The 24,230-nt window shown below is 61.5% G+C and carries 21 protein-coding genes; 11 read left to right on the top strand and 10 right to left on the bottom strand.

What is annotated here, in order from left to right:
- Window positions 1–101 precede the first annotated feature (101 nt).
- The gene (locus GOW98_RS03830) at window positions 102–827 is read left to right on the top strand and encodes an SDR family NAD(P)-dependent oxidoreductase (RefSeq protein ID WP_170329742.1); all 726 of its coding nucleotides are present in this window, start codon (window positions 102–104) and stop codon (window positions 825–827) included.
- 17 nt (window positions 828–844) lie between these two features.
- On the opposite strand, the gene GOW98_RS03825 is transcribed toward GOW98_RS03830, so the two are convergent.
- Entirely contained in the window at window positions 845–2,497 is a 1,653-nt protein-coding gene (locus tag GOW98_RS03825; RefSeq protein WP_170329741.1) for a DUF6504 family protein, read from the bottom strand.
- A 61-nt stretch (window positions 2,498–2,558) separates the two neighbouring features.
- Window positions 2,559–2,846: an I78 family peptidase inhibitor gene (locus tag GOW98_RS03820; protein WP_170329740.1), complete on the bottom strand. Its 288-nt coding sequence runs from the start codon at window positions 2,844–2,846 to the stop codon at window positions 2,559–2,561.
- 130 nt (window positions 2,847–2,976) lie between these two features.
- Here GOW98_RS03820 and GOW98_RS03815 point away from each other — a divergent pair, with 130 nt between their 5' ends.
- Entirely contained in the window at window positions 2,977–4,089 is a 1,113-nt protein-coding gene (locus GOW98_RS03815; protein WP_170329739.1) for an S-(hydroxymethyl)glutathione dehydrogenase/class III alcohol dehydrogenase, read from the top strand.
- A gap of 52 nt (window positions 4,090–4,141) precedes the next feature.
- Here GOW98_RS03815 and GOW98_RS03810 read toward each other — a convergent pair whose 3' ends face one another.
- From GOW98_RS03810 to GOW98_RS03800, 3 genes are all read right to left on the bottom strand, one after another.
- Window positions 4,142–5,080 carry a DMT family transporter gene (locus GOW98_RS03810; RefSeq protein WP_170329738.1) on the bottom strand — a complete coding sequence of 313 codons (939 nt, stop codon included), beginning with the start codon at window positions 5,078–5,080 and terminating at the stop codon, window positions 4,142–4,144.
- Between the two features lie 145 nt (window positions 5,081–5,225).
- Window positions 5,226–5,639, bottom strand: coding sequence for a group III truncated hemoglobin (locus GOW98_RS03805; RefSeq protein WP_170329737.1), 414 nt, complete (start codon window positions 5,637–5,639; stop codon window positions 5,226–5,228).
- Between the two features lie 48 nt (window positions 5,640–5,687).
- The gene (locus GOW98_RS03800) at window positions 5,688–8,606 is read right to left on the bottom strand and encodes an error-prone DNA polymerase (protein ID WP_170329736.1); all 2,919 of its coding nucleotides are present in this window, start codon (window positions 8,604–8,606) and stop codon (window positions 5,688–5,690) included.
- Window positions 8,607–8,727: 121 nt separating this feature from the next.
- Between GOW98_RS03800 and GOW98_RS03795 the strand changes: the two genes are divergently transcribed.
- Window positions 8,728–9,195 (top strand): DUF1203 domain-containing protein, encoded by a 468-nt coding sequence (locus GOW98_RS03795; protein WP_170329735.1) that lies wholly within the window; start codon window positions 8,728–8,730, stop codon window positions 9,193–9,195.
- Here the strand turns inward: GOW98_RS03795 and GOW98_RS03790 are convergent.
- Entirely contained in the window at window positions 9,192–10,181 is a 990-nt protein-coding gene (locus GOW98_RS03790) for an ABC transporter ATP-binding protein (protein WP_170329855.1), read from the bottom strand. The two genes, GOW98_RS03795 and GOW98_RS03790, sit on opposite strands and share 4 nt — an antisense overlap.
- 87 nt (window positions 10,182–10,268) lie before the next feature.
- On the opposite strand from GOW98_RS03790, the gene GOW98_RS03785 reads away from it, so the two are divergent.
- The 3 genes from GOW98_RS03785 (at window position 10,269) to polA (ending at window position 13,815) form a co-directional block, all read left to right on the top strand.
- Window positions 10,269–10,451, top strand: coding sequence for a zinc-finger domain-containing protein (locus tag GOW98_RS03785; RefSeq protein ID WP_170329734.1), 183 nt, complete (start codon window positions 10,269–10,271; stop codon window positions 10,449–10,451).
- 104 nt (window positions 10,452–10,555) lie between these two features.
- Window positions 10,556–10,879: an SH3 domain-containing protein gene (locus GOW98_RS03780; RefSeq protein ID WP_170329733.1), complete on the top strand. Its 324-nt coding sequence runs from the start codon at window positions 10,556–10,558 to the stop codon at window positions 10,877–10,879.
- A gap of 137 nt (window positions 10,880–11,016) precedes the next feature.
- Window positions 11,017–13,815, top strand: coding sequence for a DNA polymerase I (gene polA / locus GOW98_RS03775; protein WP_170329732.1), 2,799 nt, complete (start codon window positions 11,017–11,019; stop codon window positions 13,813–13,815).
- 56 nt (window positions 13,816–13,871) lie between these two features.
- Here the strand turns inward: polA and GOW98_RS03770 are convergent, their stop codons facing one another.
- A complete protein-coding gene (locus tag GOW98_RS03770; protein ID WP_170329731.1) occupies window positions 13,872–14,102 on the bottom strand; it encodes a DUF2798 domain-containing protein in 231 nt (76 codons plus the stop codon).
- Window positions 14,103–14,164: 62 nt separating this feature from the next.
- Window positions 14,165–14,920, bottom strand: coding sequence for a hydroxypyruvate isomerase family protein (locus tag GOW98_RS03765; RefSeq protein ID WP_170329730.1), 756 nt, complete (start codon window positions 14,918–14,920; stop codon window positions 14,165–14,167).
- Window positions 14,921–15,072: 152 nt separating this feature from the next.
- Between GOW98_RS03765 and GOW98_RS03760 the strand changes: the two genes are divergently transcribed.
- Window positions 15,073–16,038 (top strand): DMT family transporter, encoded by a 966-nt coding sequence (locus GOW98_RS03760; RefSeq protein ID WP_367646798.1) that lies wholly within the window; start codon window positions 15,073–15,075, stop codon window positions 16,036–16,038.
- On the opposite strand, the gene GOW98_RS03755 is transcribed toward GOW98_RS03760, so the two are convergent.
- The gene (locus GOW98_RS03755) at window positions 16,035–16,613 is read right to left on the bottom strand and encodes a DUF1285 domain-containing protein (protein ID WP_170329729.1); all 579 of its coding nucleotides are present in this window, start codon (window positions 16,611–16,613) and stop codon (window positions 16,035–16,037) included. The two genes, GOW98_RS03760 and GOW98_RS03755, sit on opposite strands and share 4 nt — an antisense overlap.
- A gap of 64 nt (window positions 16,614–16,677) precedes the next feature.
- Here GOW98_RS03755 and GOW98_RS03750 point away from each other — a divergent pair, with 64 nt between their 5' ends.
- The 4 genes from GOW98_RS03750 to GOW98_RS03735 are packed head-to-tail and all read left to right on the top strand — an operon-like array spanning window position 16,678 to window position 23,355.
- Window positions 16,678–17,685 carry an AAA family ATPase gene (locus tag GOW98_RS03750; RefSeq protein WP_170329728.1) on the top strand — a complete coding sequence of 336 codons (1,008 nt, stop codon included), beginning with the start codon at window positions 16,678–16,680 and terminating at the stop codon, window positions 17,683–17,685.
- A complete protein-coding gene (locus GOW98_RS03745; RefSeq protein WP_170329727.1) occupies window positions 17,682–18,557 on the top strand; it encodes a DUF58 domain-containing protein in 876 nt (291 codons plus the stop codon). Before GOW98_RS03750 ends, GOW98_RS03745 begins: the two co-directional genes overlap by 4 nt.
- Window positions 18,554–21,316, top strand: coding sequence for a DUF4159 domain-containing protein (locus GOW98_RS03740; protein WP_170329726.1), 2,763 nt, complete (start codon window positions 18,554–18,556; stop codon window positions 21,314–21,316). The genes GOW98_RS03745 and GOW98_RS03740 overlap by 4 nt, the downstream gene beginning before the upstream one ends.
- Entirely contained in the window at window positions 21,313–23,355 is a 2,043-nt protein-coding gene (locus GOW98_RS03735) for a hypothetical protein (protein ID WP_170329725.1), read from the top strand. The genes GOW98_RS03740 and GOW98_RS03735 overlap by 4 nt, the downstream gene beginning before the upstream one ends.
- On the opposite strand, the gene GOW98_RS03730 is transcribed toward GOW98_RS03735, so the two are convergent.
- A complete protein-coding gene (locus GOW98_RS03730; RefSeq protein WP_170329724.1) occupies window positions 23,356–24,204 on the bottom strand; it encodes a 2-keto-4-pentenoate hydratase in 849 nt (282 codons plus the stop codon).
- Window positions 24,205–24,230 lie beyond the last annotated feature (26 nt).

Genomic DNA, 24,230 nt, shown 5'->3' with positions numbered 1-24,230 from the left:
GATTAGAAGTTTTTCTGAAACGCACTATGTCGTGACGTCTGGTGAAGTGATCCGACCTCTAGCCCTGTCCGTAACAGATGAGACTCAACTGGAATGGGCGCATGAGCAGTTTTGACGGAAAAACCTATTGGATCATTGGTGCCAGCGAGGGTCTGGGCCGGGCGCTGGCTGAGGTGCTGAGCCGCCAAGGCGCGCATCTGATCCTGTCCGCGCGCAATATTGACCGTCTTGCCGAAATCTGCGCCATCCTCCCCAATGCGCAAGCCGTGCCGTGTGATGTGACCGATCTGGATTCCGTGCGCCGTGCCGCGGTTGAGGCCGGAGAGGTAGACGGGCTGGTCTATAACGCCGGAGCCTACGAACCGATGCGCTCGGCCGATTGGGATACCGAGGCCGTGTTGGCAATGACCGACGTGAACTACACCGGCGCGTTGCGGGTTCTGGGGGAAACGGTGCGCAGATTCGTCCGTGCGGGCCGGGGGGATATCACGCTCATCGGATCCTTGTCCGGGTATCGCGGCTTGCCAGCGGCAGTGGGATATGCGGGCAGTAAGGCGGCGCTGATCTCGCTGGCCGAGACCATGCGGTTCGATCTGGTGGGTACAGGGGTAACGGTGCGGATCGTCAATCCGGGTTTCATCAAAACCCGTCTGACCGAGAAAAATAGCTTCAGGATGCCGATGTTGATGAGCCCCGAGGACGCGGCAGAGCGGGTGGTGAAGGCGATGTCACGCCGCCGCTTCCGCGCCGATTTTCCGGCCCCGTTTTCCTGGGTAATCAGGTTGTTGGATTACCTTCCGGATTGGCTGGTATATCGTGGAAAATAGACTCTAATCAGGTCAATTCAGCCAAACTGTCCCTGACAGAACCAGCCCGCCGACAGGGTGCCGCCATGGCCGTAGAACAGCCACAGCCGTTCACCCTGTTCGGTCACCACCACCCAGTAATCGCGTACACCGCTGCGCCAGTTGGGGTCGTCCAGCCACCATTCCGGGGCGATCCGTTCCGGGCCGGTGGCCTGCGCCAGTTGCCAGTCGCGCCCGCGCCAGCGAAAGGCGGTTGGAACATCCGGCGTTTCCGGGGCCATCACCGGCTCGGGTTGCCACATATGCAAGGGGCGCGGACGGGGCGGGACCGGCCAGTCGCGCGCGGGTTCCGACCATGCGGCGGCCAGCGTTTGCGCGGTCTTTTCGGGGATGTGAGAGGCCGCCGGGTGGCGCCGTGTGATCGCCTCCAAGCCGACCCGCGCACCCAGCTTGCCGATCAGGTCGTCCACGGCGGTATTGCCTTCAAGGCGGTTGCGCGCCACCTGACGGGCCTCGGCATGGCCGGCCATGGTGCGAGCGTGGATGGGTTCGGTCTGAACCGCCTCAAGCCGCAGCATGTCGATGCCATAGCCCGCGTCGATCTGATCAATTTTCATCTCTAACAAAGGGCGAATGCGGTGTTTGTCATGGGTTGGGCGGGCCAGCCCGACCTCTATGATCTCAGCCGCCTGATCGGCGCGATGCGCCTCAAGCCGCAGGGTGCGGACGCCGCGACCTTTCTCTTCCAGCTTGGTGCAGAGCGTCGGCAGCACCCGGTCGATGGCGGCCATCACGTCTTCGGTCAGGCCGATCGGGTTGGGTAGCGTCATGCGCACCGCGAAATGATGCGGCGGGCGGGCGGGGGAAACCGGCTCGGGCGCGCTGCCCATGGCCTGATCCAGCCGCAGCACCAGCCCGCGCCCGAACCGTCGCGCCAATGACGCACGCGGTTGGCCCAGCAGGTCCCCGATCCGGCGCAGACCCAGACGGTTCAATTGCGCAACCACCTGATCCTCCAGCCGCAGCGCCGCGATGGGCAGGGGGCTGAGCGCGCCATAGGATTGCCCCGGTGCCGCAATGCGTGCGCCGCCGCCCAAGGCCATTACCTGCGGCGCAACTCCGCCTTTGGTCCAGTGCCGCCGTTTGCCCGCCCGGGCGCGAGTGGCGCGCGCCTCTTGGCTGATGGCGTCACCATTGCGGTCGGACGTGGCCTCTTGCCCCGCATAGCGCGCCAAGGCCCAGGCCGCGCCCAGCGTGTCGGCGATGCCCATCTGCACGCTGAGGCCCATATCGGCGCAGTCGGTTTCAAGGACGCTCAGCAGCGCCTGTTCGCCCCCGAACAGATGCGCGCAGCCGGACAGGTCGACGATCAACCCGTCCGGAGCCTCCTCAGCTACCCATGGGCTGAACTTGCCCGCCCAGCGGCGCAAAGCGGTCAGGAATGCAGCCTCGGCCGGGGCGTTGCGGGGGCGCGTTACCAGTGCCGCACACATGGCATGGGCGTCGCGCACCGGCTGACCGACGCGCAGACCGGCGGCGTGGGCCTCGGCGTTCAGCGAGGTGATCACCTGCATGTTCGACTGTTCAGCCACCACGGCCAAAGGCCCATCCTGCAGGCCCCGCGCAGCGCGGACCAGCCGTTCAGCCCCCAGACGGGGGAACCACAGTGAGAGTATTCGGCGTTTGGGCATCGGCAGACATCAAAATGTTCCCATTTTGTTCTTATCGCAGAATCATCTGCCGAGTCCACGCTTACCCGCAGGTCAGGCGCTGAATGGTCCCCGCTCCGTTCACGTAAACATTTAGCCGATCGATGCGATAATCCTGCGTGGCGATGTCATCCGGGCCCAGAACGCGCGACCGTTCCGGAAGATCGGCTTGAATGGTCGACACAGACTGGCCAACTGCATCAGCAAAAGGCTCGCCCTTGCAAAAGGCCAGATCCACCGCAGCGTTTCCCGAAGTGGCGGCAACGTCCTGGGGAATGCTGGTGTCCGCACAAGCTGCCAGAAGGATCAGGATCGGAAAAAATCGGTGCATTGGCGGTCCTCATCGTGACAATGTCGTTTCTGCAATATCAAACATTTAGCTAACCTGCCATGAAAGCGCAGTTGAAAATACCCTGTATTTGACGCAGGGTCGGGTCAAAGAAGACAGGGAGACAAGCACCATGCGTACCCGTGCCGCCGTCGCCGTTCAGGCGGGCAAACCTTTGGAAGTGATGGATGTGAACCTCGAAGGCCCCAAGGCGGGCGAGGTTCTGGTGGAAATCAAGGCCACCGGTATCTGCCATACCGATGAATTCACCCTGTCGGGCGCCGACCCCGAGGGCCTGTTTCCGGCCATTCTTGGCCATGAAGGTGCGGGCGTCGTGGTCGAGGTTGGTCCGGGCGTGACCAGCCTGAAGCCGGGCGACCACGTGATCCCACTCTACACACCTGAATGTCGCGAGTGTGAATACTGTCTGCACCCCAAAACCAACCTGTGTCAGGCGATCCGCGAGACGCAGGGTAAGGGTTTGATGCCCGACGGGACATCCCGGTTCTCGACGCTGGATGGCGACCCGATCCTGCACTACATGGGCTGTTCGACCTTCTCGAACCACACCGTTCTGCCGGAAATCGCGCTGGCAAAGGTGCGTGAGGACGCGCCGTTTGACAAGATCTGCTATATCGGTTGCGGCGTGACCACCGGTATCGGCGCGGTGATCAACACTGCCAAGGTGGAAATCGGCAGCCGTGCCATCGTGTTCGGTCTGGGCGGTATCGGCCTGAACGTGATCCAGGGCCTGCGTCTGGCCGGGGCCGATCAGATCGTGGGCGTTGACCTGAACCCGTCCAAAGTGGAAATGGCCACGAAATTCGGCATGACCGATTTCGTGAACCCCAAAGAGGTCGAAGGTGATCTGGTTCCCTATCTGGTTAACCTGACCAAGGGCGGCGCAGACTACACATTCGACGCCACCGGCAATGTCGGCGTGATGCGCGACGCGCTGGAATCGGCCCATAAGGGCTGGGGTGAGTCGATCATCATCGGCGTAGCACCTGCAGGGGCCGAGATCTCGACCCGCCCATTCCAACTTGTTACCGGTCGTTCATGGCGCGGGACTGCCTTCGGCGGCGCGCGCGGTCGGACCGACGTGCCCAAGATCGTCGACTGGTACATGGACGGCAAGATCGAGATCGACCCGATGATCACCCACACCATGGGTCTGGACGACATCAACCACGGGTTTGACCTGATGCACAAGGGCGAGAGCATCCGCTCGGTTGTGATCTATTAAGCCTCTGAGCCAAGGGTATTCCTGAACGGCGCGCTGTCTGGCGCGCCGTTTCTTATTTTCCGGGGCGCGAGGCCCCTGTATCCGACCGCGGAGACCGCACCCTAAGAACCGGAGTATTCGCCGACGACGTGTTCGCCCGGCTCTCGCGCCAGACCACGAACACGCCTGATGCGATGATGATGCTGGCCCCGACGGCGACCCAGCCGTCCGGGCGCTCGCCAAAGAAGATCATGCCGAACAACGTAGCCCAGATGATCTGGCTGTATTGGCTGGGGGCCACGACCCCGGCAGGCGCGGCGCGGTAGGCCAGAATGATCAAGTGCTGCGCGATCACCGAGAACACACCTACCAGCGCCATCATCGCCAGATGCAGCAGTGAAGGCGGCAGATAGACGGCGGGCTGCGCAAGGCTCATCACCACAATGGCCAGCAGCATTGGATAGAGGATCAGCACCGCCGAGCGTTCCTCATTGCCGATCTTTCGTACCAAAACAGAGCCTAACGCGCTGCAAAACGCTGCAGTCAGGGCGGCCAGGTGGCCAAGGGTGATGTCCGTTGCTCCGGGACGCAGGACGATCAGCACGCCGATCAGGCCAACGAAGACGGCGGCCCAGCGTTGGGCGCGCACGATTTCCCCCAATATGGGGATCGACAGGACTGTGACGAACAGGGGAAAGGCAAACAGCAGTGAATAGACCTCGGCCAGCGGCAAAACCGAGAAGGCGTAAAAGGCGCAGACCATCGAGGTGACCAGCAAAGCAGAGCGGATCAGGACGAGCCACGGGTGGTGCGGCAGGAAATTCCCAGTGGTCCGGTCGGTCAGGATCGTCACCGCCATCGGCACAAAGGAAAACAGCGTGGCGAAAAAGATGATCTGCATCACCGAATAGGTGCTGCCCAGCACTTTGATCAACGCATCATGGCTGGCAAAGATAGCAAAGCCCGCAAACGCAAAGCCAAGGCCCCTAAGGGTGGTGTTTTGAGTGCTCATAGATCGGCCTCGGGGGATGTATCGGTGTGGTGGCACTATGCCGGCGCAGCGCAAAGGGGCTGTCTTGCCCCTGAGTAAACCCATTTCGTCGGCCCGCATAGCCCCTAATTTACCGCTAACATGGCAAAGCCGCCATGTTGTGAGATCAACGCAGGATCGGCGGCGCGTCCTTGGGTTGGCGGGCGGATTGCACACCGGCCTTCATGCCCACCCCAATGCGCCGGGCCAGAGCGACCCACGGGGTGGCCGTTTCCGGCGGCAGGGTTTCGGAGGCAACCTCTTCGAACAGGTCCAGCCAATGGGCGAAGAATTCGGGTTTCACGTCGGGCCGTTCGATATGAACCCGCTGCGGATTACCGTCATAGCTGCGCTCATACAGGATGGCGTTGCGCCAGAAGGCGGCGATCTTTTCCTCATGCGCGGGCCAGTCGGTGACATGGGTGTTGAAAACGGGGCCCAGTACCTCGTCCTCGCGTACGCGGGCATAAAAGGCGCGGACCTGTGCGTTGATCTGGTCCGGCGTGGCCGGAAAGCGCGGCGGCAGGGTTGGTCTGGTCATGAAAGCACCGAATTCGACTCTGTTGGGGGCCAATATCTGGTTGAGGCGTCAAGCGACAGAGGTGGTTTTGTCGCGCGGCTCCGGTGTCAGCAGATGCCGTATCAAAGCCACCGGATGCGCCTTCAGGCTGAGGCGGGTGGCGACATAATCCTCAACCACCTGCTCGCCCAGTGTCATCTGCGGCAGATAGGCCTCGGGTTCATCCAGCGCCTCGCCCTCCAGATCCTGCGAGAACAGCGGCAGCGGTTTGGCGGTCGCAATCGCCTTGGCCTGCCACAGTGCTTCGCGCCGGGTCAGGTCGCAGGCGGCAAAGGCATCGGCCTCGGCCAGCCGTTCGATCACCGAGGGGCCAAGGCCTGCACGGCGCCAGACATCGTCGACCTGATGGTAGCCATTGCCGCGCGCGGCGGTGAGCCAGCTGGCATCTTCCTCGCTCAGCCCCTTGATCTGGCGAAAGCCCAGCCGCAGGGCCAGCCCGCCATGGCCGTCGGGCTCCATCACATTGTCCCAGAAGCTGGCATTGATGCAGACCGGGCGCACCTGAACCCCGTGTTCGCGCGCATCGCGCACGATCTGGGCGGGCGCATAGAACCCCATCGGCTGTGAATTCAGCAGCGCGCAGGCAAAAATCCCCGGGTGGTGGCATTTGATCCAGGCCGAGGCATAGACCAGCAGTGCAAAGCTGGCCGCGTGGCTTTCGGGGAAACCGTAAGAGCCGAAGCCTTCGATTTGTGAGAAACATCGCTCGGCAAAATCATCCTCATAGCCGTTGCGCTTCATGCCGCGCAGGAACAGCGCGCGGAATTCGCTGACATTGCCGTGTTTCTTGAACGTCGCCAGAGACCGCCTTAACCGGTCGGCCTGCTCCGGAGTAAATCCCGCACCGACAATGGCGATCTGCATCGCCTGTTCCTGAAACAGCGGTACGCCCAGCGTTTTGCCCAGCACCTCACCCAATTCGTCCGAAGGGAAGCTGGCCTCCTCCTCGCCATTCCGGCGGCGGATATAGGGGTGGACCATGTCGCCCTGAATGGGGCCGGGGCGGATGATGGCGACCTCAATGACCAGATCGTAGAAATTGCGTGGTCGCATCCGGGGCAGAAAGTTCATCTGCGCACGTGATTCTACCTGAAACACGCCGATACTGTCGGCCTTGCAGAGCATGTCATAGACCGTGGGGTCCTCGGGCGGCAGGGTGGCCAGCGTATAGCCGGTCTGGTGGTGCTGGGTGATCAGATCGAACGCCTTGCGGATGCAGGTGAGCATCCCGAGGCTGAGGACATCGACCTTGAGGATGCCCAGACTGTCGATGTCGTCCTTGTCCCAGCAGATGACCGTGCGGTCCTCCATCGTGGCGTTTTCGATGGGGACAAGTTCGTCCAGCCGCCCCTCGGTGATGATGAAGCCGCCCACATGTTGCGATAGGTGGCGGGGGAAACCGTTGATCTCATAGACCAGCATTAGAGTCTGTTTTAGTCGCCGATCCTCGGGGTCGAGGCCAATCTCGCGCATGCGTTGGGCTTCGAGCCCGGCGGCCGAAAAGAACCCCCAGAGCTGTGAAGAGAGCGCCGAGATCGTGTCTTCGGTCAAGCCCATGGCGCGGCCGACCTCGCGGATGGCGCGCTTGCCGCGATAGTGGATGACGGTAGCGCAGAGACCGGCGCGGTGGCGACCATAGCGGTCATAGATGTGCTGGATCACCTCTTCGCGGCGTTCGTGTTCGAAGTCGACGTCTATGTCAGGCGGTTCATCGCGCGCCTCGGAGACAAAGCGCTCAAAAACCATGGTGCCCATCTCGGGGCTGACCTCGGTGATGCCGAGGCAGAAACAGACCACCGAATTGGCCGCTGAACCGCGCCCCTGACAGAGGATGCTGCGGGACCGGGCGAAATGGACGATGTCGCGGACGGTCAGGAAATAGGGTTCGTATTTCAATTTGCCGATCAGGGTGAGCTCATGCGCCAGCATCTTTTTTGCCTTTTCTGATGCGCCCGCCGGATAGCGCCATTTCAGCCCCTCATGGGCCAGGCGATGCAGGCGTTCGGTCGGGGTTTCCTGCTCACTGCCCTCGCTGGGATATTCATAGCGCAATTCGTCGAGTGAGAATGTGAGTTGCTCACTGAGCGCATGGGCGCGGGCGACGGTACCCTCATGGCCTTTGAAAATGCGCAGCATCTCACCCTCGGACCGCAGACGTTGTTCACCATTGGCCAGCGCGTCTCGGCCCAGATCATCCACCTTGCGCCGCAGGCGAATGGCGGTCACCACATCGGCCAGCTTGCGGCGAGCGCCGTGATGCATCAGCGGCGTGGCGCTGGCGAGAGTTGGGATGCCGAGCTGCTGTGATTCAGTCTCTAATAAAGAGAAATACGCAGTATCCGCGCCATCGTACCGGGGGTGCATCAACAGATGCATCCGCCCGGCAAAGCGGCGCGTCAGCTGTTGCGCCTGTGTCCGCCATGCCTCCGCGCCGCCCAGAGAGCGCGTCGCTTGTGGCCAGAGCAGCAAGTGGAGGCCGTCGGAGAATTCGAGCAGGTCGGACAGGTGCAGGATGCAGTCACCTTTCTCGGCCCGCAGGCGACCTGCAGAGAGGATGCGGCACAGGTTGGCCCAGCCCTGTCGGTTCAGGGGCAGGGCGGTGACGGTGGGCGCATCGGTGAATATCAGCCGCGCCGCCGGGATCAGGCGGGGCACCGCGTGGATCGGATAGGACGGCGGTTTGGGAATGTGATCGGGGCAGGGCGGGCCGATGGATGTATTCTGCGCCTCCCACGCCAGCCGTTCGCGCACCTTGCGGGCGATCTCGCGCCCTTGGGTGTGGGCGCGGACGATCCCGGCGACCGAGTTGTCATCGGCGATCGCGATGGCGGGTACGCTCAGGGTGACGGCACGCTCCATGTACTCCTCGGGGTGAGAGGCCCCGGTGAGGAAGGTGAAGTTCGACGTGATCGACAGTTCGGCATACATGGCGATTCCATATTATATTCACGTTTTGTTCTTTTTCCGAGTCCTTTGCGTCATTGCGCAGGAACCGGGTCGCCAGAACGTGGTTGGGCAGGCACGTTCCAGGCAGAGAAGGAGACATATCATGCACAGAATATCCGCCCTCCCTACCGACCAGGTTGAGGCCTATCGAAACGGCGCGCCGGATGGTTACGGTAACCCGCCCGAACGGGCCATATCGAATGGTCAGGGGAACCCCTGTCGCCACTGCCTGACCTATATACCTGAAGGCAAAGAGATGCTGGTGCTGGCGCATCGCCCCTTCCCCGAGACGCAGCCATTTGCCCAAACAGGGCCAATTTACCTTTGCTCAGAGTCTTGCCAGCGCTATGAGAACCAAGCGGAATTACCCGAAGCGCTGACTGCGTCGCCCAACTATCTGATCAAGGGATATGGGACGGATGACCGGATCGTATATGGCACCGGGATCATCACACCGCAGGCCAACTTGCACCAATCTGCAGAGGACATCTTCGCCCGCGCAGATGTCGCTTATATCCATATCCGCTCGGCGTTGAACAACTGCTACCATGCGCGGATCGACCGGGCCTAAAGCTTGACCCGGTGCATCCCACTGCGTGGCTGATCCTGATCATCGACCGGTTCATCCGCACGAGAGGACGTGAGCGCAAGGAACACATCCTCAAGGTCGGCTTCTTCTGTGCGAACATCGCGGATGCGGATGCTGGCGGCGCGGACGGATTCCAGAACCTGTTCGGCACTGGTCAGGGCGCTGCTATATTGCAGCACGAGGCTGCCATCGTCGCGTAGGGTCGCTTCGACCCCGTCGGTTGCGGGCAAGTCAACAACCGGGCTGTCTGGGACGATGACCATAGTGCGGCTGTCCATGCGGCCCAGCAGGTTGGCGGTGCTGTCCTGCGCGATCTTTTCACCGTGGTTGATGATGGCGATCTCGTCACACATCTCTTGTGCTTCTTCCAGGTAGTGGGTGGTCAGGATGATGGTCATGCCCTGTTCGTTCAGCTTGCGCACATTGCTCCAGAGCATCTGCCGCAGCTCGATATCCACGCCCGCCGTGGGCTCGTCCAGCACCAGAATCTTGGGATGATGCACTAACGCCTTTGCCAACAGCAATCGCCGCCGCATACCGCCGGACAGCGTGCGGGCATAGGCCTCGGCCTTGTCGCTGAGGCCAACCAGTTCGAGAATCTCATCGCTGCGGCGCTGGGCTTTTGGCACACCATAAAGCCCGGCCTGAACCTCCAACGCGCCCCGAGGGGTAAAGAACGGGTCTAGGTTCAGCTCTTGCGGCATCACGCCGATCGCGGCGCGGGACGAGCGTGGGTTCTGGTCCTGATTGAATCCCCAGATCGACACGTTGCCGGCGGATTTCACCACCAGCCCGGCAAGGATATTGATCAGGGTCGATTTCCCGGCCCCGTTCGGCCCCAACAGGCCAAAGACAGACCCGCGCGGGACAGTCAGATCAATGCCCTTCAATGCCTGTTTCTCGGGCTGCCCCTTGCCGCCGCGATAGGTCTTGCGCAGTCCTTCGATCCTGATTGCCGCATCGCTCATGTGGCTCTTGCCCCCGGTTTGCTCATCGCTCATAAACGCACCTAGTACATGCCCGCGAGGCCGACAACCGAAGAAGGATCGCAAGCCGTGACAATCGAAGCGCCGGAAACCAAGATCGTGGAAACCGCCCGTGTTGCCTGTGATGGCGGCGAAGGCGCATTGGGTCATCCGCGCGTCTGGCTACAAATCCCCGAGGATACCGGCTGGGTCGAGTGCCCCTATTGCGATTGCAAATATGTTCTGAAGGGCAGGGAATTCGAAGTCCTGTAAGACTGGGATGGTGGCCCCTGAAAGGGCGCTGTTGGACGCAAAGCCAAACTCGGTCTATAAACTGACGCATATTTTTTGATGTGATCAGTTTTCAGGAGTTTGGAATGAAGATTTTTCTGACAGTGGTGTTCTCCCTTTTGACCGCAGGCGCTGCTCTGTCTCAGCAGATTGTAAAACCCACCGGACCGGCGATCACCGATACCGGTTGCCTCGTCAAAGGGCTTAATCCGAATGGCGACGGGTTTCTGGCACTCCGAACCGGGCCTGGTTCCTCGTATCAACAAATTGGCAGTCTGAGGAATGGCGACGCCGCCTATATCCGAGCATGCGACGGTAAATGGTGCTATGTCGAAAATGGCGCGATTAACAATGTTGAGTCGAAATTTCGTGGCTGGATTCACACCGGATGGTGCGAATTCTACCCCTGACCGCAGCCAACCGACTGCACGGCGCACTGTGATACAATCTATCTGAGTTTTTCCCTTGGCGACTCATCGTACTGCGACTGGTATCTGCACGCATTCCATGGCAGGACAGACCAACAAGCGGCGAAGGGAGCAAAGGCATGAGCAGTTTCGGAAAAGGGTGTCATCTGCATCTGATCGACGGATCGGCCTTTATTTTCAGGGCCTATCACGCGCTGCCGCCACTGACGCGCAAGTCGGACGGGCTGCCGATCGGCGCAGTGTCCGGGTTCTGCAACATGCTGCAGAAATATGTTGAAGGAAACGCAGGGCCCGACGCCCCGACCCACGTGGCGGTGATTTTCGACAAAGGGTCGCACACATTCCGCAATGATCTGTATGACCTCTACAAGGCCAACCGCGAGGCGATGCCCGAAGATCTGCGCCCGCAGATGCCGCTGACCCGTGAGGCGACCAAAGCATTTAACATCGCCTGCAAAGAGCTTGAGGGCTACGAGGCCGACGACATCATTGCCACGCTGGCCGTGCAAGCCCGTGAGGCGGGGGGGCGTGTGACCATCGTCAGTTCTGACAAAGACCTGATGCAACTGGTCGGCGGCGGTGTGGAAATGCTGGACGCGATGAAGAACAAGCGCATCGATACCGATGGCGTGTTCGAGAAGTTCGGCGTGGGTCCTGACCGTGTGGTGGATGTGCAGGCGTTGGCCGGGGATAGCGTGGATAACGTACCGGGAGCGCCGGGTATCGGGATCAAGACTGCAGCGCTGCTGATCAATGAATATGGTGACCTCGAAACCCTGCTGGACCGCGCGGAAGAGATCAAACAACCCAAACGCCGTCAGACCCTGATCGAGAAACGCAACCAGATCGAACTGTCGAAGAAGCTGGTGCAATTGGACGAGCAGACGCCGCTGGACTTCACGCTGGATGATCTTGAGGTGAAGGACCCCGATGCCGAGATCCTGCTGGGGTTCCTGGCCGAGATGGAGTTCCGCACTCTCACAAAACGCATCGCTGACAAGCTGGGGGCCGAGGCCCCGGTCATTGCCGATGCACCCGCGCCGGTTGCTGAGGTCGAGGAGGCCGAAGCGCTGCCATTCGATGCGACGAAATACGAATGTGTGCGCGATGCGGGCGCTCTGCGGAAATGGATCGATCAGACCTATGAGCGCGGTTGGGTTGCGGTGGATACCGAAACCACCGGCCTGAACGAAATGATCGCTGATCTGGTGGGCATTTCCCTGTGTGTTGAGGCGAGCGAGGCTTGCTATATCCCGCTGACTCACCGCGATGGCGCGGCTGATGACCTGTTCGGCTCGGATGCGCTGGCCGAAGGGCAGATGCCGCTGGATGAGGCTCTGACCCTGCTGAAACCGATGCTCGAGGATCCGTCGATCCTGAAAATCGGGCAGAACATGAAATACGACGCCAAGATATTTAAGCGCTACGGTGTCGTTGTCGCCCCGATCGACGACACGATGCTGATGTCCTACGCCATGCATGGCGGTGAACACGGTCATGGCATGGATACGCTGTCCGAACGATATCTGAGTCACACGCCGATCCCGATCAAACCGCTGCTGGGCTCGGGCAAGTCGGCGATCACCTTTGACAAGGTGCCGATTGACGAGGCCACCGCCTATGCCGCTGAGGATGCGGATATCACCTTGCGCCTGTGGAAGCTGTTCAAACCGCAACTGCATCAGGTTCAGGTGACAACGGTCTATGAAACGCTTGAACGCCCACTGGTGCCGGTTCTGGCCGAGATGGAGATGCATGGCATCAAGGTCGACCGCGATGTTCTGAGCCGCATGTCGAACGCCTTTGCGCAGAAAATGGCCGGATTAGAGGCTGAAATCCACGAATTGGCGGGTGAGAATTTCAACGTGGGCTCGCCTGCACAACTGGGTGAGATCCTGTTCGACAAGATGGGGCTTGAGGGCGGCAAGAAGGGCAAGACCGGGAAATACTCTACCGGGGCCGATATTCTTGAGGACCTCGCGACCGAGCATGAACTGCCGCGCCGGGTGTTGGACTGGCGGCAGCTCTCCAAGTTGAAATCGACCTACACGGATGCATTGCAGACCCATATCAACCCGGATACGGGCCGGGTGCATACGTCCTACTCGATCACCGGGGCGAACACCGGCCGTCTGGCCTCAACCGATCCGAACCTGCAGAACATCCCGGTGCGAACAGAGGAAGGGCGACGCATTCGTGAGGCGTTCATTGCCGAGCCGGGCAACGTGATGGTCAGCCTCGACTATAGCCAGATTGAGCTACGGATTCTGGCCCACATCGCCGATATTCCGGCCCTGAAACAGGCCTTTGCGGATGGGTTGGACATTCACGCGATGACGGCGTCTGAGATGTTTGATGTGCCGCTGGACGAGATGACGCCGGATATCCGACGTCAGGCCAAGGCGATCAACTTTGGTGTGATTTATGGCATCTCAGGCTTTGGTCTGGCGCGAAACCTGCGCATTCCGCGGGCCGAGGCGCAGGGGTTCATCGATCGCTATTTCGAACGCTTTCCGGGTATTCGGAAGTACATGGATGACACTGTCGCCTTCGCCAAAGAGCATGGCTATGTTCAGACCCTTTTCGGGCGCAAAATTCATACACCCGAGATCAATGCCAAAGGCCCGCACGCTGGCTTCTCGCGTCGGGCGGCGATTAACGCGCCGATTCAGGGCACGGCGGCGGATGTGATCCGGCGCGCTATGGTGAGGATGCCGGATGCAATCAACGGGCTGCCCGCCAAGATGTTGCTGCAGGTGCATGACGAATTGCTGTTCGAAGTGGCCGAGGACGCGGTGGATCAGGTGATTGACGTGGCGCGCGACGTGATGGAAGGCGCATCCGACCCGGCGGTGAAGCTGGACGTAAAGCTGAGCGTGGATGCCGGGCAGGGAGCTAACTGGGCCGAGGCGCACTGACCGGCAATTCGGGCGCGCGCTGCTCATCAGGCCCGGCGGGCCCTCTTCGCAGAGGGTCAGTCCTGTGGACTGACCATGCGGTTCACCAACCGCTGCACGGATGGGCCAAGAAGCAGGATTACCGTGAAGGCAATGGGCCAGCAAAAGGCCCAGGAGGCCATCCAGTCACCAAGGGTGCTCGGGCCAAAGCCGATGGCCTTTACCGTTGCGATGCCGGTCACGATGCAGGACATCAGGCCGGACATGATCAGGCTGAATAAGGCGCGGGCATAGCGGGCAGAGATCATTGTGGGCATCCTGAGGGTCGAGATGCCCCTGATGTGCTGTATTTTCCGTCAAAATGCCAGAGCTAGACCCGCATCCATCCGAGACTGTCAGGAGTTCGGGGCGTTGAGGGCGTGTATTCGGCGCTGACCCAACCGGCATAGCCTGCGGCGTCCATGGTGGTGAACAACCGACCGAAATCTGTTGGCCCCAGTCCCGGTTCGCAGCGATCCGGGGCAGCCCCAATCTGGGCGTGGACGACCCGAGGGTGAAAGCGATCCCAAATCGCCTGTGCATCGCCGTGGATCATATGGGCGTGGAAACTGTCAAATTGCAGACCGATATTGGGGCGGTCCACCCGGTCCAGCACCTGCGCTGCCAGATTATAGTCATTCAGGAAATAGCCGGGTTGTGACACCGGGTTGAGCGGCTCGATTGTGAACTGCTGCTGCGGTGCAAAATCGGCGGCCCATTGCAGGTTGCGCACGAAACTCTCTAACGCATCCGGCCCGGAGGCATAGCCTGACATGATGTGGATCAGCCCCGGACTAAGGATATCGGCATAGCGCATCACGCGGTGGATATCGGATTGGAACCGCGCCTCACCGTCCGGAACGGCTGCATAACCGGGCTCACCCCCGGTGTAATTGGGCGGTGGTGCGTTGATCAGCACCAGTTCAAGCCCGTTGGCCAGCAGGGCGCGGTGGGTCTCCTTGGCGGCCAACTCATAGGGGAACAGAATTTCGACGGCTTGAAAGCCGGCCTCGGCCGCCGCCTGAAATCGTTCCAGATAGGGAAGCTCTGCAAAAAGCAGTGAAATGTTGGCGGCGAATTTGGGCATGAATGGCCTCAGTGCAGTTGGTCACGGGACCATAACTGCGCCGAGTTTTCGGTAAAAGGGACTGAAAACGACAGATTGTCGAAAATCGGCCAGAACGCCCCGCGCAAATCAGAGACGTTCCGAAGAATACGGCGAATCATTTTATCGGCGCCGTGCCAACAGAAGGTATGAACCCCATGGCAATGAGCCCTGATCCCGTGCGCGGGAACACTCTCTCTGTGTCTGGTGGCGGTAATTCCGCCTTGTCTGGCAACGGCTTGGCCGTAGCCTCGATGCTGACATGGGCAGCAGGGTTTCCGGCGGCTGAGGTGCTGCTGCAGAGCTGGCCTCCGGTCGCGTTGTTTGCCGCACGGCTGGCACTTGCGGTGGCAGTCATGCTGCCGATCTGGCTGCTGATCGACGGATCAAACCGTGTGCTGCGGGCGCGCTGGGGACATGCGTTGTTTGTTGGCGGAATGCTGGGTGCGGGGATGTTCCTGATCATTCTGGCGCAAAAGATGACTGACCCAGTGACCGTGGCGATCATCGCGTCCTGCGCGCCTTTGTTTGCAACCCTGATCGAACTGGCAACGGGAACGCGGCGGTTGCGGTGGAACTTTGCCCTTGGCGTGATCGTTTCGATCATTGGCGGTCTGATTGCCACCAGCGCCGTGGCTCCGGCCCAATTGGGGATGGGGGCGGCCTGTGCCATCGTGTCCACGGGGTTGTTCTGCTGGGCCTGTATGGCAACCGCGCGGGACTTTCCCGAGCTCAGCCAGACCGGGCGCAGCACCATTACCTTTGCGGGTGGGTTGGTTGTGGCGTTGCTGCTGTTCTTCGTGGCCGGACAATTGGGGATGGAGGTCATGCCCACCGCGCCTATCGATGTTCAACAGATCGGCATGCTTGGTATCTACGCGCTGGTGGCGATGGGTGTGAGCCAGGTGCTGTTCATCTCTTCCGTCGGGCGGCTGGGCGTGGCGCTGGCCTCGTTCCACATCAACATCGCGCCGTTTTACGTGATGCTGATCATGCTGGTGCTGGGGGAAGAGTGGAACTGGACCCGCGCGCTGGGCGCGGGGATCGTGGCAATGGCGGTTGTGCTGGCGCAGGACCGGAAGGTCGCAAACCCCGCTTAATCCGGCAGGTCTTCGGACTTGATCAAGGGGAAAAACTGCCCGCCGGACCAGACGCCGAACCAATTGCCATTGTGTTCGGCGATGTCCACTAGGCGATAGAAACTCTTGCGGTCGATCCGCGCCTCAAGGTTTGCGCGAACCAATATGTAGGGCGATGGTTCATCTGTTTCTGAATCAATGACAATACGGATCGGATGGTCCGGTCCCGCCACCGCGGTGTCGCCGACATGGGTGGTAAAGCTCAGGTTTTGGGCCTTGCCTTCGCCTTCGACATCGAGATCGACGGCCACAAAGGGCGCATCCTCGACGATGATTCCCACCTTTTCGACCGGGGTCACCAGATAGTATTTCCCGTCTTCTTTCTTAAGAATTGAGGAAAATAGCTTCACAAGCTCGAACCTTTTGATGGGTGACCCCAAGTAACTCCATGTGCCATCTTTTGCGATCCGGATGTCCAGATCGCCGCAAAACGGAGGATTCCACAGGTGAACGGGGGGCAAACCCTTGGTTTTGGCCGCTTTGACTGATGCAGCCAGGCCATCAGGCGAAGGTGTCACAGGTTTTTGTCCGCTCATTGCTTTTGCCATTTCCTCTCAGCGCGATACACTTCAATCATAATAGTCCACGGAAGGGAAAGTCATGACCGAACCTGCCGACCTCGTAGCCGAGATCGAAGCGCTGGAAAACAAGCTGCAAGAGGCCAAATCCTCGATCACCCGTCGCTTTATCGGGCAGGAAAGGGTTGTGGATCTGACCCTGACCGCGTTGCTGTGTGGTGGTCACGCGTTGTTGATCGGTTTGCCGGGTCTGGGCAAGACGCGTCTGGTCGAGACGCTATCGACGGTCATGGGCCTGCATGGCAACCGTATCCAGTTCACGCCCGACCTGATGCCTGCCGATATTCTGGGGTCCGAGGTTCTGGACACCGCCGATGACGGCAGCCGCCATTTCCGGTTCATTTCCGGCCCGATCTTCTGTCAGCTGTTGATGGCGGATGAGATCAACCGTGCCAGCCCGAGAACGCAATCGGCGCTGCTGCAGGCGATGCAGGAACGCACCGTGACCGTGGCGGGCGAAGATCGATCGTTGGGTGAACCCTTCCACGTTCTCGCCACGCAAAACCCGATTGAGCAAGAGGGCACCTATCCGCTGCCCGAGGCGCAGTTGGACCGCTTTCTGGTGCAGATCGACGTGGACTACCCGGATCGTCAGACCGAGCGCGATATCCTGTTGGCGACCACGGGGGTCGAAGAGGATGACGCGCACGAGATTTTCACCAAAGAGGAATTGCTGGCCGCTCAGGTCCTGCTGCGCCGGATGCCGGTAGGGGAGTCGGTGGTTGAACTGATCCTCGATCTGGTCCGCGCTTTCCGTCCTGAAGAGGCGGGCGTGTCCGAGCGCGTCGCCGAAACCGTGGCTTGGGGCCCCGGCCCCCGCGCGGCACAGGCTTTGATGATGACAGTACGGGCGCGGGCCATGCTGCAGGGACGGCTGGCGCCCAATGCCGAGGATGTGCTGGACATGGCGCGCCCGGTGCTCAGCCACCGGATGGCGCTGAACTTTGCAGCGCGGGCACGCGGTGACAGTCTGGCCGATCTGATCGACTCGACCGCGGCCGGTCTGATCCGCACTGAGGCTGCGGCGTGAATGCCGCGCTGACCCTTCGCGAAAGATCCGAGGCCGAGGCGTCCCGGCTGCCGCCCCTGTTGGCGCGGGCCGAACATCTGGCCGGAACCGTGCTGCTGGGCGATCACGGGCGCAGACGTTCCGGGCTTGGCGATGATTTCTGGCAATACCGCCCGGCGCAGATCGGTGACAGTCGCCGGATGATTGACCATCGGCGTTCCGCGCGTGGGGATCAGCAGTTTGTGCGCGAACGCGAATGGCAGATCGCGCAATCGGTCATGCTTTGGGTCGATCAAGGCGCGTCGATGCGGTTTGCGTCTGAGAAGTCTTTGCCCTCCAAAGCCGACCGCGCCCGGCTACTGGGCCTGTCCACGGCAATCCTGTTGGTGCGCGGCGGCGAGCGGGTCGGCCTGACCGGCACCACCCTGCCACCCCGGCGCGGCAATGCGCAGGTCATCCGCCTGGCACAGGCTTGGTCCGAGGATTCCGACACTGATTATACTCCGCCCGAACATCGCGCGATGATCCCGCATGCCCGCGCCGTGTTCATTTCCGATTTCCTTGGACCTCTGGACGAGGTCGAACTGGCCCTGACAAAAGCCGCCGATCGCGGTGTGCGGGGCGTTTTGCTGCAGGTTCTCGATCCGGGCGAAGAGACTTTTCCCTATCGCGGCCGGACAATTTTCGAAAGCGTTGGCGGTTCGGTCCGGCATGAAACCCTCAAGGCCGGGGACCTGCGCGACCGCTATCTGGAGCGTCTTGCGAAACGCAAGGACGCGCTGACGCAACTCTGCCGCGCGACGGGCTGGCAATTGGGTCTGCACCATACCGGTGACAGCGCGCAAGCGGCTCTGTTGTGGCTTTATCGGGCGCTTGATGGGGGAACGCGATGACGGTTCTGGCGGGCATCGGCTTTACCGCCCCATGGGTGCTGCTGGGTCTGCTGACTCTGCCGATCCTGTGGCTGATCCTGCGCGCGGTACCACCCGCACCGATCCGCCGCCTGTTCCCGGCGGTGACGCTGCTGCTGGGGCTGAAGGACGACGAAAGCGTTTCGGACCGCACCCCGTGGTGGCTGATGCTGTTGCGGATGCTGGCGGCGGCGGCGATCATCATCGGGCTGGCCGGACCGGTCCTGAACCCGTCACGGGATGAGACTGGGACGGGGCCTCTGCTACTGGTACTGGATGCCAGCTGGGCAGGGGCAACGCGGTGGTCCTCAACGCTGGACCAGATCGACGTACAACTGTCCGAGGCCGGGCGCGCGGGCCGCACCGTGGCCATCCTGCGCCTGACCGAACCCGAAGCGCCGGTGTTTCAGGCGGCTGAGGCATGGCGCGGACGCCTGCCTGGTCTGACGCCGACCCCGTGGCAGCCCACTGAAACACAGCTCGATCAGGCGCTGGCTGCGCTAGATCAATTGGATGGAGGCTTCGACACCCATTGGTTCAGTGACCGTCTGGCCTATGACGGCCATGACCGAGTTCTGGCGGCGTTGCAGGCGCGGGGCGCGGTGACGGTGTATCAATCCACGGCGCCTGTGGTTGCGATCCTGCCTGCCGCCTATCAGGACGGTGTGATCCAGCTGACCGCCCAACGCGCGGCGCCGGGACTCGCCGACCGCGTCACTGTGCTGGCGCAAGGCCGCGATCCGGCGGGAGCAATGCGCGTTCTACAATCGGTCGAAATGGAGTTCCCCAGCGGAGAAACTCTGGCGCAAGTGGATCTGGCTCTGCCGTCCGAACTGCGCGCCCGGATCACCCGGTTCGAGATTCAGGGCCAGCGTTCCGCCGGGGCAGTCACGCTGACCGATGATAGCCTGCGTCGGCGCGAGGTTGCCCTGATCGCCGGAACGCTGAACCGCGAGGGTCTGGAGCTGCTTTCGCCGTTGCATTACCTGACGCAGGTTCTGAAACCCACGGCGGAGTTCGTCGAAGGCGGGTTGCTTGAGGTTCTTCCCGCCAACCCGGATGTGATTGTTCTGGCCGATGTGGCCAAAATGTCCGAGGGCGAACAGGCTGCGCTGGTCGAATGGGTGGAACAGGGCGGGCTGCTGCTGCGCTTTGCCGGTCCGCGCATGGCCGCCAGCGATCTGGGCCGTGATGCCGAAGATGCTCTGTTGCCGGTCCGCCTGCGCAGTGGTGGACGATCAGTTGGTGGCGCGATGAGTTGGGGTGAGGCCAAGGGGTTGGCAGCGTTCCCGGAAAATTCGCCTTTCTACGGGTTGCAGGTGCCGGGTGATGTCACCGTGACCACGCAGGTCATGGCACAACCAGACCCTAATCTGGCGGATCGGGTGATTGCATCGCTGTCGGACGGCACGCCCTTGGTCACGCGCAAGGCGCTGGGCCTGGGGCAGGTGGTGCTGTTTCACGTGACTGCGGATGCGGAATGGTCCAGCCTGCCGCTGTCTGGCTTGTTCGTTGAAATGCTGGATCGTCTTGCCGTCGCCTCGGCCGCCAAGTCCCGGCAGGAGGCTCAGTTGCAGGGAACCACGTGGGAGCCGATACAGGTCATGGACGGGTTTGGCACTCTGTCGGATGCGGGCAATCTGGCGGGTGTTGAGGGCTCCGACCTGATCTCGGGCACAATCGGCCCGGACTTGCAGCCCGGACTGTATGAAAGCGGCAAGGAAAAGCTGGCTTTGAATGTCTTGTCAGAAGATGCGGTGCTGAACCCGATAGCCTGGCCCTCGGAGGTGCCGATCAAAGGGCAAGAGGTGAACAACGAGACACCCATTGGGGGCATCCTGCTCAGCATTGCGCTGTTGTTGCTGACCTTGGACGTCATCGCCTCGCTGGCTTTGTCTGGTCGCCTTGGTCTGGCCAAAGCAGCGGCAGTTGCGCTGGGCGCGGTGTTGCTGGTGCCCGAGGCGCAGGCGCAGACGCCGGAAGAGACCGACTTTGCGCTGAACGCCACGCAGGAACTGGTGCTGGCCCATGTGCTGACCGGCAATGCGCAAGTCGATGACGTGGCAGGCGCGGGAATGCGTGGACTGGCGCAGACGCTGTTCTATCGTACCTCGGTCGAACCGGCGGAACCTATCGGAGTGGATCTGGAGCGCGATGAGTTGGCATTCTTCCCGTTGCTCTACTGGCCAATTACACCGGATCAACCGCAGCCGTCGGTCGAGGCATATGCCAAGCTGAACGCCTATCTGCGTTCGGGCGGGATGATCCTGTTCGACACTCGGGATGCAGACGTGGCGCGGTTTGGTGCTGCCAGCCCCAATGGGCGCAAGCTGCAACAACTGGCCGGTCCGCTGAATATCCCTTCGTTAGAGCCTGTTCCGCGCGACCATGTGCTTACGCGCGCGTTCTATCTGCTGCAGGATTTCCCGGGCCGCTATACAGGCACAGAGGTCTGGGTCGAGGCCGCGCCGCTGGATGCGGAACAGATCGAAGGCATGCCTTTCCGAAATCTCAATGACAACGTGACCCCGGTGGTGATCGGTGGCAACGACTGGGCTTCGGCCTGGGCGGTGGACCGCAACGGGCAGGCGCTGCTGCCGGTGGGGCGTGGATATGCAGGCGAACGTCAGCGCGAGCTGGCCAATCGCTTTGGCGTCAATCTGGTGATGCATGTGCTGACCGGGAACTATAAATCCGATCAGGTCCACGTGCCTGCGCTTTTGGACAGGTTGGGACAATGACCGGAACCGTCATATTCGATCCGCTGATCCCGTGGCCGGTTCTGGCCGCTGTTGCCGCGATTGCGATTGCTGGCGTTCTATTGGCATTGTGGCGCGGACTGTCCGGCTGGGCCTTGCGTGGGCTGGCGGCCTTGGTGGTGATCGCTGCGCTGGCGGGTCCGGTCTATCAGGTCGAAGACCGCGCGCCGTTGACCGACATCGTGCTGATGATTGAGGATGAAAGCGCCAGCCAGACCCTCTCGGATCGGGCCGAGCAAACCGCGCGGGCGGCCGAGGATTTGGCCGCCGAAATCGAATCCCGCGACAATACCGAACTGCGCCGGATCAAGGTGGGTGACGGTAACGGCGACGAAGGCACGCAGGTCATGGCCGCGCTGAACGAAGCGCTGGCCGAGGAACCGCGCGCCCGGATCGCGGGTATTCTGGTGGTGTCGGATGGTATCGTGCATGACGTCGATCAGGCGCCCGAGCTGCCCGCGCCGCTGCATCTGCTGCAAACCGGGCGCGACAGCGACTGGGATCGCCGTTTGATCGTCCGCAACGCTCCCGCCTTTGCCATCATCGGTGAACCCGTGACCCTGACCCTGCGGATCGAGGACAGCGGAGCCGCCCCCGCCGGGGCCGTGACCGCGCCGCTTGAGCTATCGGTCGATGGGGCCGAGCCCGAGCAATTGAGCATCCCCATCGGCATAGATGTCGAACTGCCCATCACGCTGCCCCATGGTGGCCGCAACGTCATCCAGTTCACTGTACCGCAGGCCGAGGGTGAGCTGACCGACCGCAACAACACTGCCCTGATCCAGATGAACGGCGTGCGTGACCGGCTGCGGGTGCTGCTGGTTTCGGGTGAACCACACCCAGGTGGCCGAACATGGCGAAACCTGCTGAAATCGGACAGCTCGGTCGATCTGGTGCATTTCACCATCCTGCGCCCGCCCGAGAAACAGGACGGCGTGCCGGTGGACGAACTCTCACTGATCGCCTTCCCGACGCGCGAGCTGTTTCTGGAAAAGATCAACGATTTCGACCTGATCATCTTTGACCGCTACAAGCGGCGCGGCATCCTGCCTGCGATCTATCTGGACAACGTCACCAACTATATCAACGACGGTGGCGCTGTGCTGATTGCCGCCGGGCCGGATTTTGCCAGTGCCGACAGTATCTTTCGGTCACCTTTGGCGTCGATCCTGCCGGCGCAACCTACCGCTCGGGTGATCGAGGAACGCTTTGTGCCCATGGTCACCGATCTGGGTCATCGCCACCCGGTGACGACCAATCTGGGCGATTCCGAGGATTGGGGTGCGTGGCTGCGTCAGATCGACGTGAATCAAATCACCGGTGAGCTGCTGATGACCGGCGTGGATGACCGCCCCTTATTGGTGCTGGACCGTGTAGGCGAAGGGCGCGTGGCGCTGCTGGCCTCGGACCACGCGTGGCTTTGGAGCCGGGGGTTCGATGGCGGCGGCCCGCAATTGGAGCTGCTGCGCCGCCTGGCCCATTGGATGATGAAGGAGCCCGAGTTGGAGGAAGAAGCCCTGTGGGCCGAGGCCAACGGTCAGCTCATGCGCATCATCCGCCAGACGCTTGAGGATCAGGCGGGGCCTGTGACCATTACCCGCCCCAATGGCGAAACGCTTGAGATCACGCTGGACGAGGTGTCTCCGGGGCGGTTCGAGGCGCTGTATTTTGGGCCAGAGATCGGGCTCTATCGTCTGCAGGAGGGCGAACATATGGCGGTGATCGGACTTGGCCCTGCGGCACCGAAGGAATTTGAGCGCACCATTGCCACCAACGAGGTTCTGCAACCCGTACTGGATGAGGTGCGTGGCGGTGCAATCCGGTTGGAGGACGGCTTGCCGTCGATCCGAAATGTCCGAGCCGGGCGTCCGGCCTCGGGGCGCGGTTGGATCGGTCTGACCCCGCGCAACGCCTATGAGACGCGCGACGTCACGCAGGCCGGGTTGCTGCCGCCGTGGCTTGTCCTGGTGCTGGCCGGAGGGTTCCTGCTGGCCGGTTGGCTGCGTGAGGGGCGACGCTGATTATTCGAACACCACGCTGACCGTCGGATCACCGGGCAACCCGACATAGGTGGCGGATGCGCCGCCCTTGCCTTTGGCAGGCGGAACAAGCGGCCCGAAGGACCCGACTGAGATCAGGTCGCCGGGCTGGAACTCGATCCCTTTGGACATCAGCCACAGGGCCGCGTTCGCCGGATGCCCCAGAACCGCCGCGCCGGGGGCTTGTGCCAGAACCTCCCCGTCCGCGGCGCTGAGCATGACGGTCATATCTGCCAACGCCTGTGTCATCGCCGCAGGATCAGATACCTGAATTTCAGAACCTAACACCCCCAGTTTCGGCGCAACCGCGATCGCGGTCAGGGTCACCGGGGTGATCGGTTCGCCCTCAGTCAGAGTCAGGTCGGGCAATTCGATGAAGGGGTGGATGGCCTGGATGTTCTGCATAACCTCGGCGGGTGTCGTGGCTTGATTGATGTTCACGTCCCCGACGACCAGAATCAAATCGGCCTCGAAAACGGGACGAGCGCCCCATTGGATCAGCACCGTTGCTCCGTCCTCCAGCATCATGTCGCGGAACAGGACGCCCTGAACCGGCTCAGAAGCGCCAAAACGCTCCTGCGCGGGGGCGCTGGTCAAGCCTGCCTTGTAGCCGATGACCGGACCCATATGCGGCTCTAATGCAGCGACAATCTTGGTTTGGGTGCACAACGCGTCCTGCATGCTGCCACCGGCAGAAAGGGCGGGCGTGGGTGCGTTGGCCAGATAGTCCTGCACATATTGATCCACCTGCGCATCCGTGGCGCAATCTGCCTTTGCCGAGGCAACTGAGGCAAGAAAACAAAGTGTTGCGGTTGAGAGAATTAAGCGCATGGCGGACCTCCGGTTTTGAAAACTCT

This window comes from Ruegeria arenilitoris, assembly GCF_013032445.1.
GTDB classification, from domain to species: domain Bacteria; phylum Pseudomonadota; class Alphaproteobacteria; order Rhodobacterales; family Rhodobacteraceae; genus Ruegeria; species Ruegeria arenilitoris_F.
This window is presented reverse-complemented; position numbering and strand designations above follow the sequence as displayed.

Excerpts from the sequence above, each read along its gene's own strand:
- GOW98_RS03830 (WP_170329742.1), top strand. The coding sequence starts at position 102 with ATGAGCAGTTTTGACGGAAAAACCTATTGGATCATTGGTGCCAGCGAG.
- GOW98_RS03825 (WP_170329741.1), bottom strand. The coding sequence starts at position 2,497 with ATGCCCAAACGCCGAATACTCTCACTGTGGTTCCCCCGTCTGGGGGCT.
- GOW98_RS03820 (WP_170329740.1), bottom strand. The coding sequence starts at position 2,846 with ATGCACCGATTTTTTCCGATCCTGATCCTTCTGGCAGCTTGTGCGGAC.
- GOW98_RS03815 (WP_170329739.1), top strand. The coding sequence starts at position 2,977 with ATGCGTACCCGTGCCGCCGTCGCCGTTCAGGCGGGCAAACCTTTGGAA.
- GOW98_RS03810 (WP_170329738.1), bottom strand. The coding sequence starts at position 5,080 with ATGAGCACTCAAAACACCACCCTTAGGGGCCTTGGCTTTGCGTTTGCG.
- GOW98_RS03805 (WP_170329737.1), bottom strand. The coding sequence starts at position 5,639 with ATGACCAGACCAACCCTGCCGCCGCGCTTTCCGGCCACGCCGGACCAG.
- GOW98_RS03800 (WP_170329736.1), bottom strand. The coding sequence starts at position 8,606 with ATGTATGCCGAACTGTCGATCACGTCGAACTTCACCTTCCTCACCGGG.
- GOW98_RS03795 (WP_170329735.1), top strand. The coding sequence starts at position 8,728 with ATGCACAGAATATCCGCCCTCCCTACCGACCAGGTTGAGGCCTATCGA.
- GOW98_RS03790 (WP_170329855.1), bottom strand. The coding sequence starts at position 10,181 with ATGAGCGATGCGGCAATCAGGATCGAAGGACTGCGCAAGACCTATCGC.
- GOW98_RS03780 (WP_170329733.1), top strand. The coding sequence starts at position 10,556 with ATGAAGATTTTTCTGACAGTGGTGTTCTCCCTTTTGACCGCAGGCGCT.
- polA (WP_170329732.1), top strand. The coding sequence starts at position 11,017 with ATGAGCAGTTTCGGAAAAGGGTGTCATCTGCATCTGATCGACGGATCG.
- GOW98_RS03770 (WP_170329731.1), bottom strand. The coding sequence starts at position 14,102 with ATGATCTCTGCCCGCTATGCCCGCGCCTTATTCAGCCTGATCATGTCC.
- GOW98_RS03765 (WP_170329730.1), bottom strand. The coding sequence starts at position 14,920 with ATGCCCAAATTCGCCGCCAACATTTCACTGCTTTTTGCAGAGCTTCCC.
- GOW98_RS03755 (WP_170329729.1), bottom strand. The coding sequence starts at position 16,613 with ATGAGCGGACAAAAACCTGTGACACCTTCGCCTGATGGCCTGGCTGCA.
- GOW98_RS03750 (WP_170329728.1), top strand. The coding sequence starts at position 16,678 with ATGACCGAACCTGCCGACCTCGTAGCCGAGATCGAAGCGCTGGAAAAC.
- GOW98_RS03740 (WP_170329726.1), top strand. The coding sequence starts at position 18,554 with ATGACGGTTCTGGCGGGCATCGGCTTTACCGCCCCATGGGTGCTGCTG.
- GOW98_RS03735 (WP_170329725.1), top strand. The coding sequence starts at position 21,313 with ATGACCGGAACCGTCATATTCGATCCGCTGATCCCGTGGCCGGTTCTG.
- GOW98_RS03730 (WP_170329724.1), bottom strand. The coding sequence starts at position 24,204 with ATGCGCTTAATTCTCTCAACCGCAACACTTTGTTTTCTTGCCTCAGTT.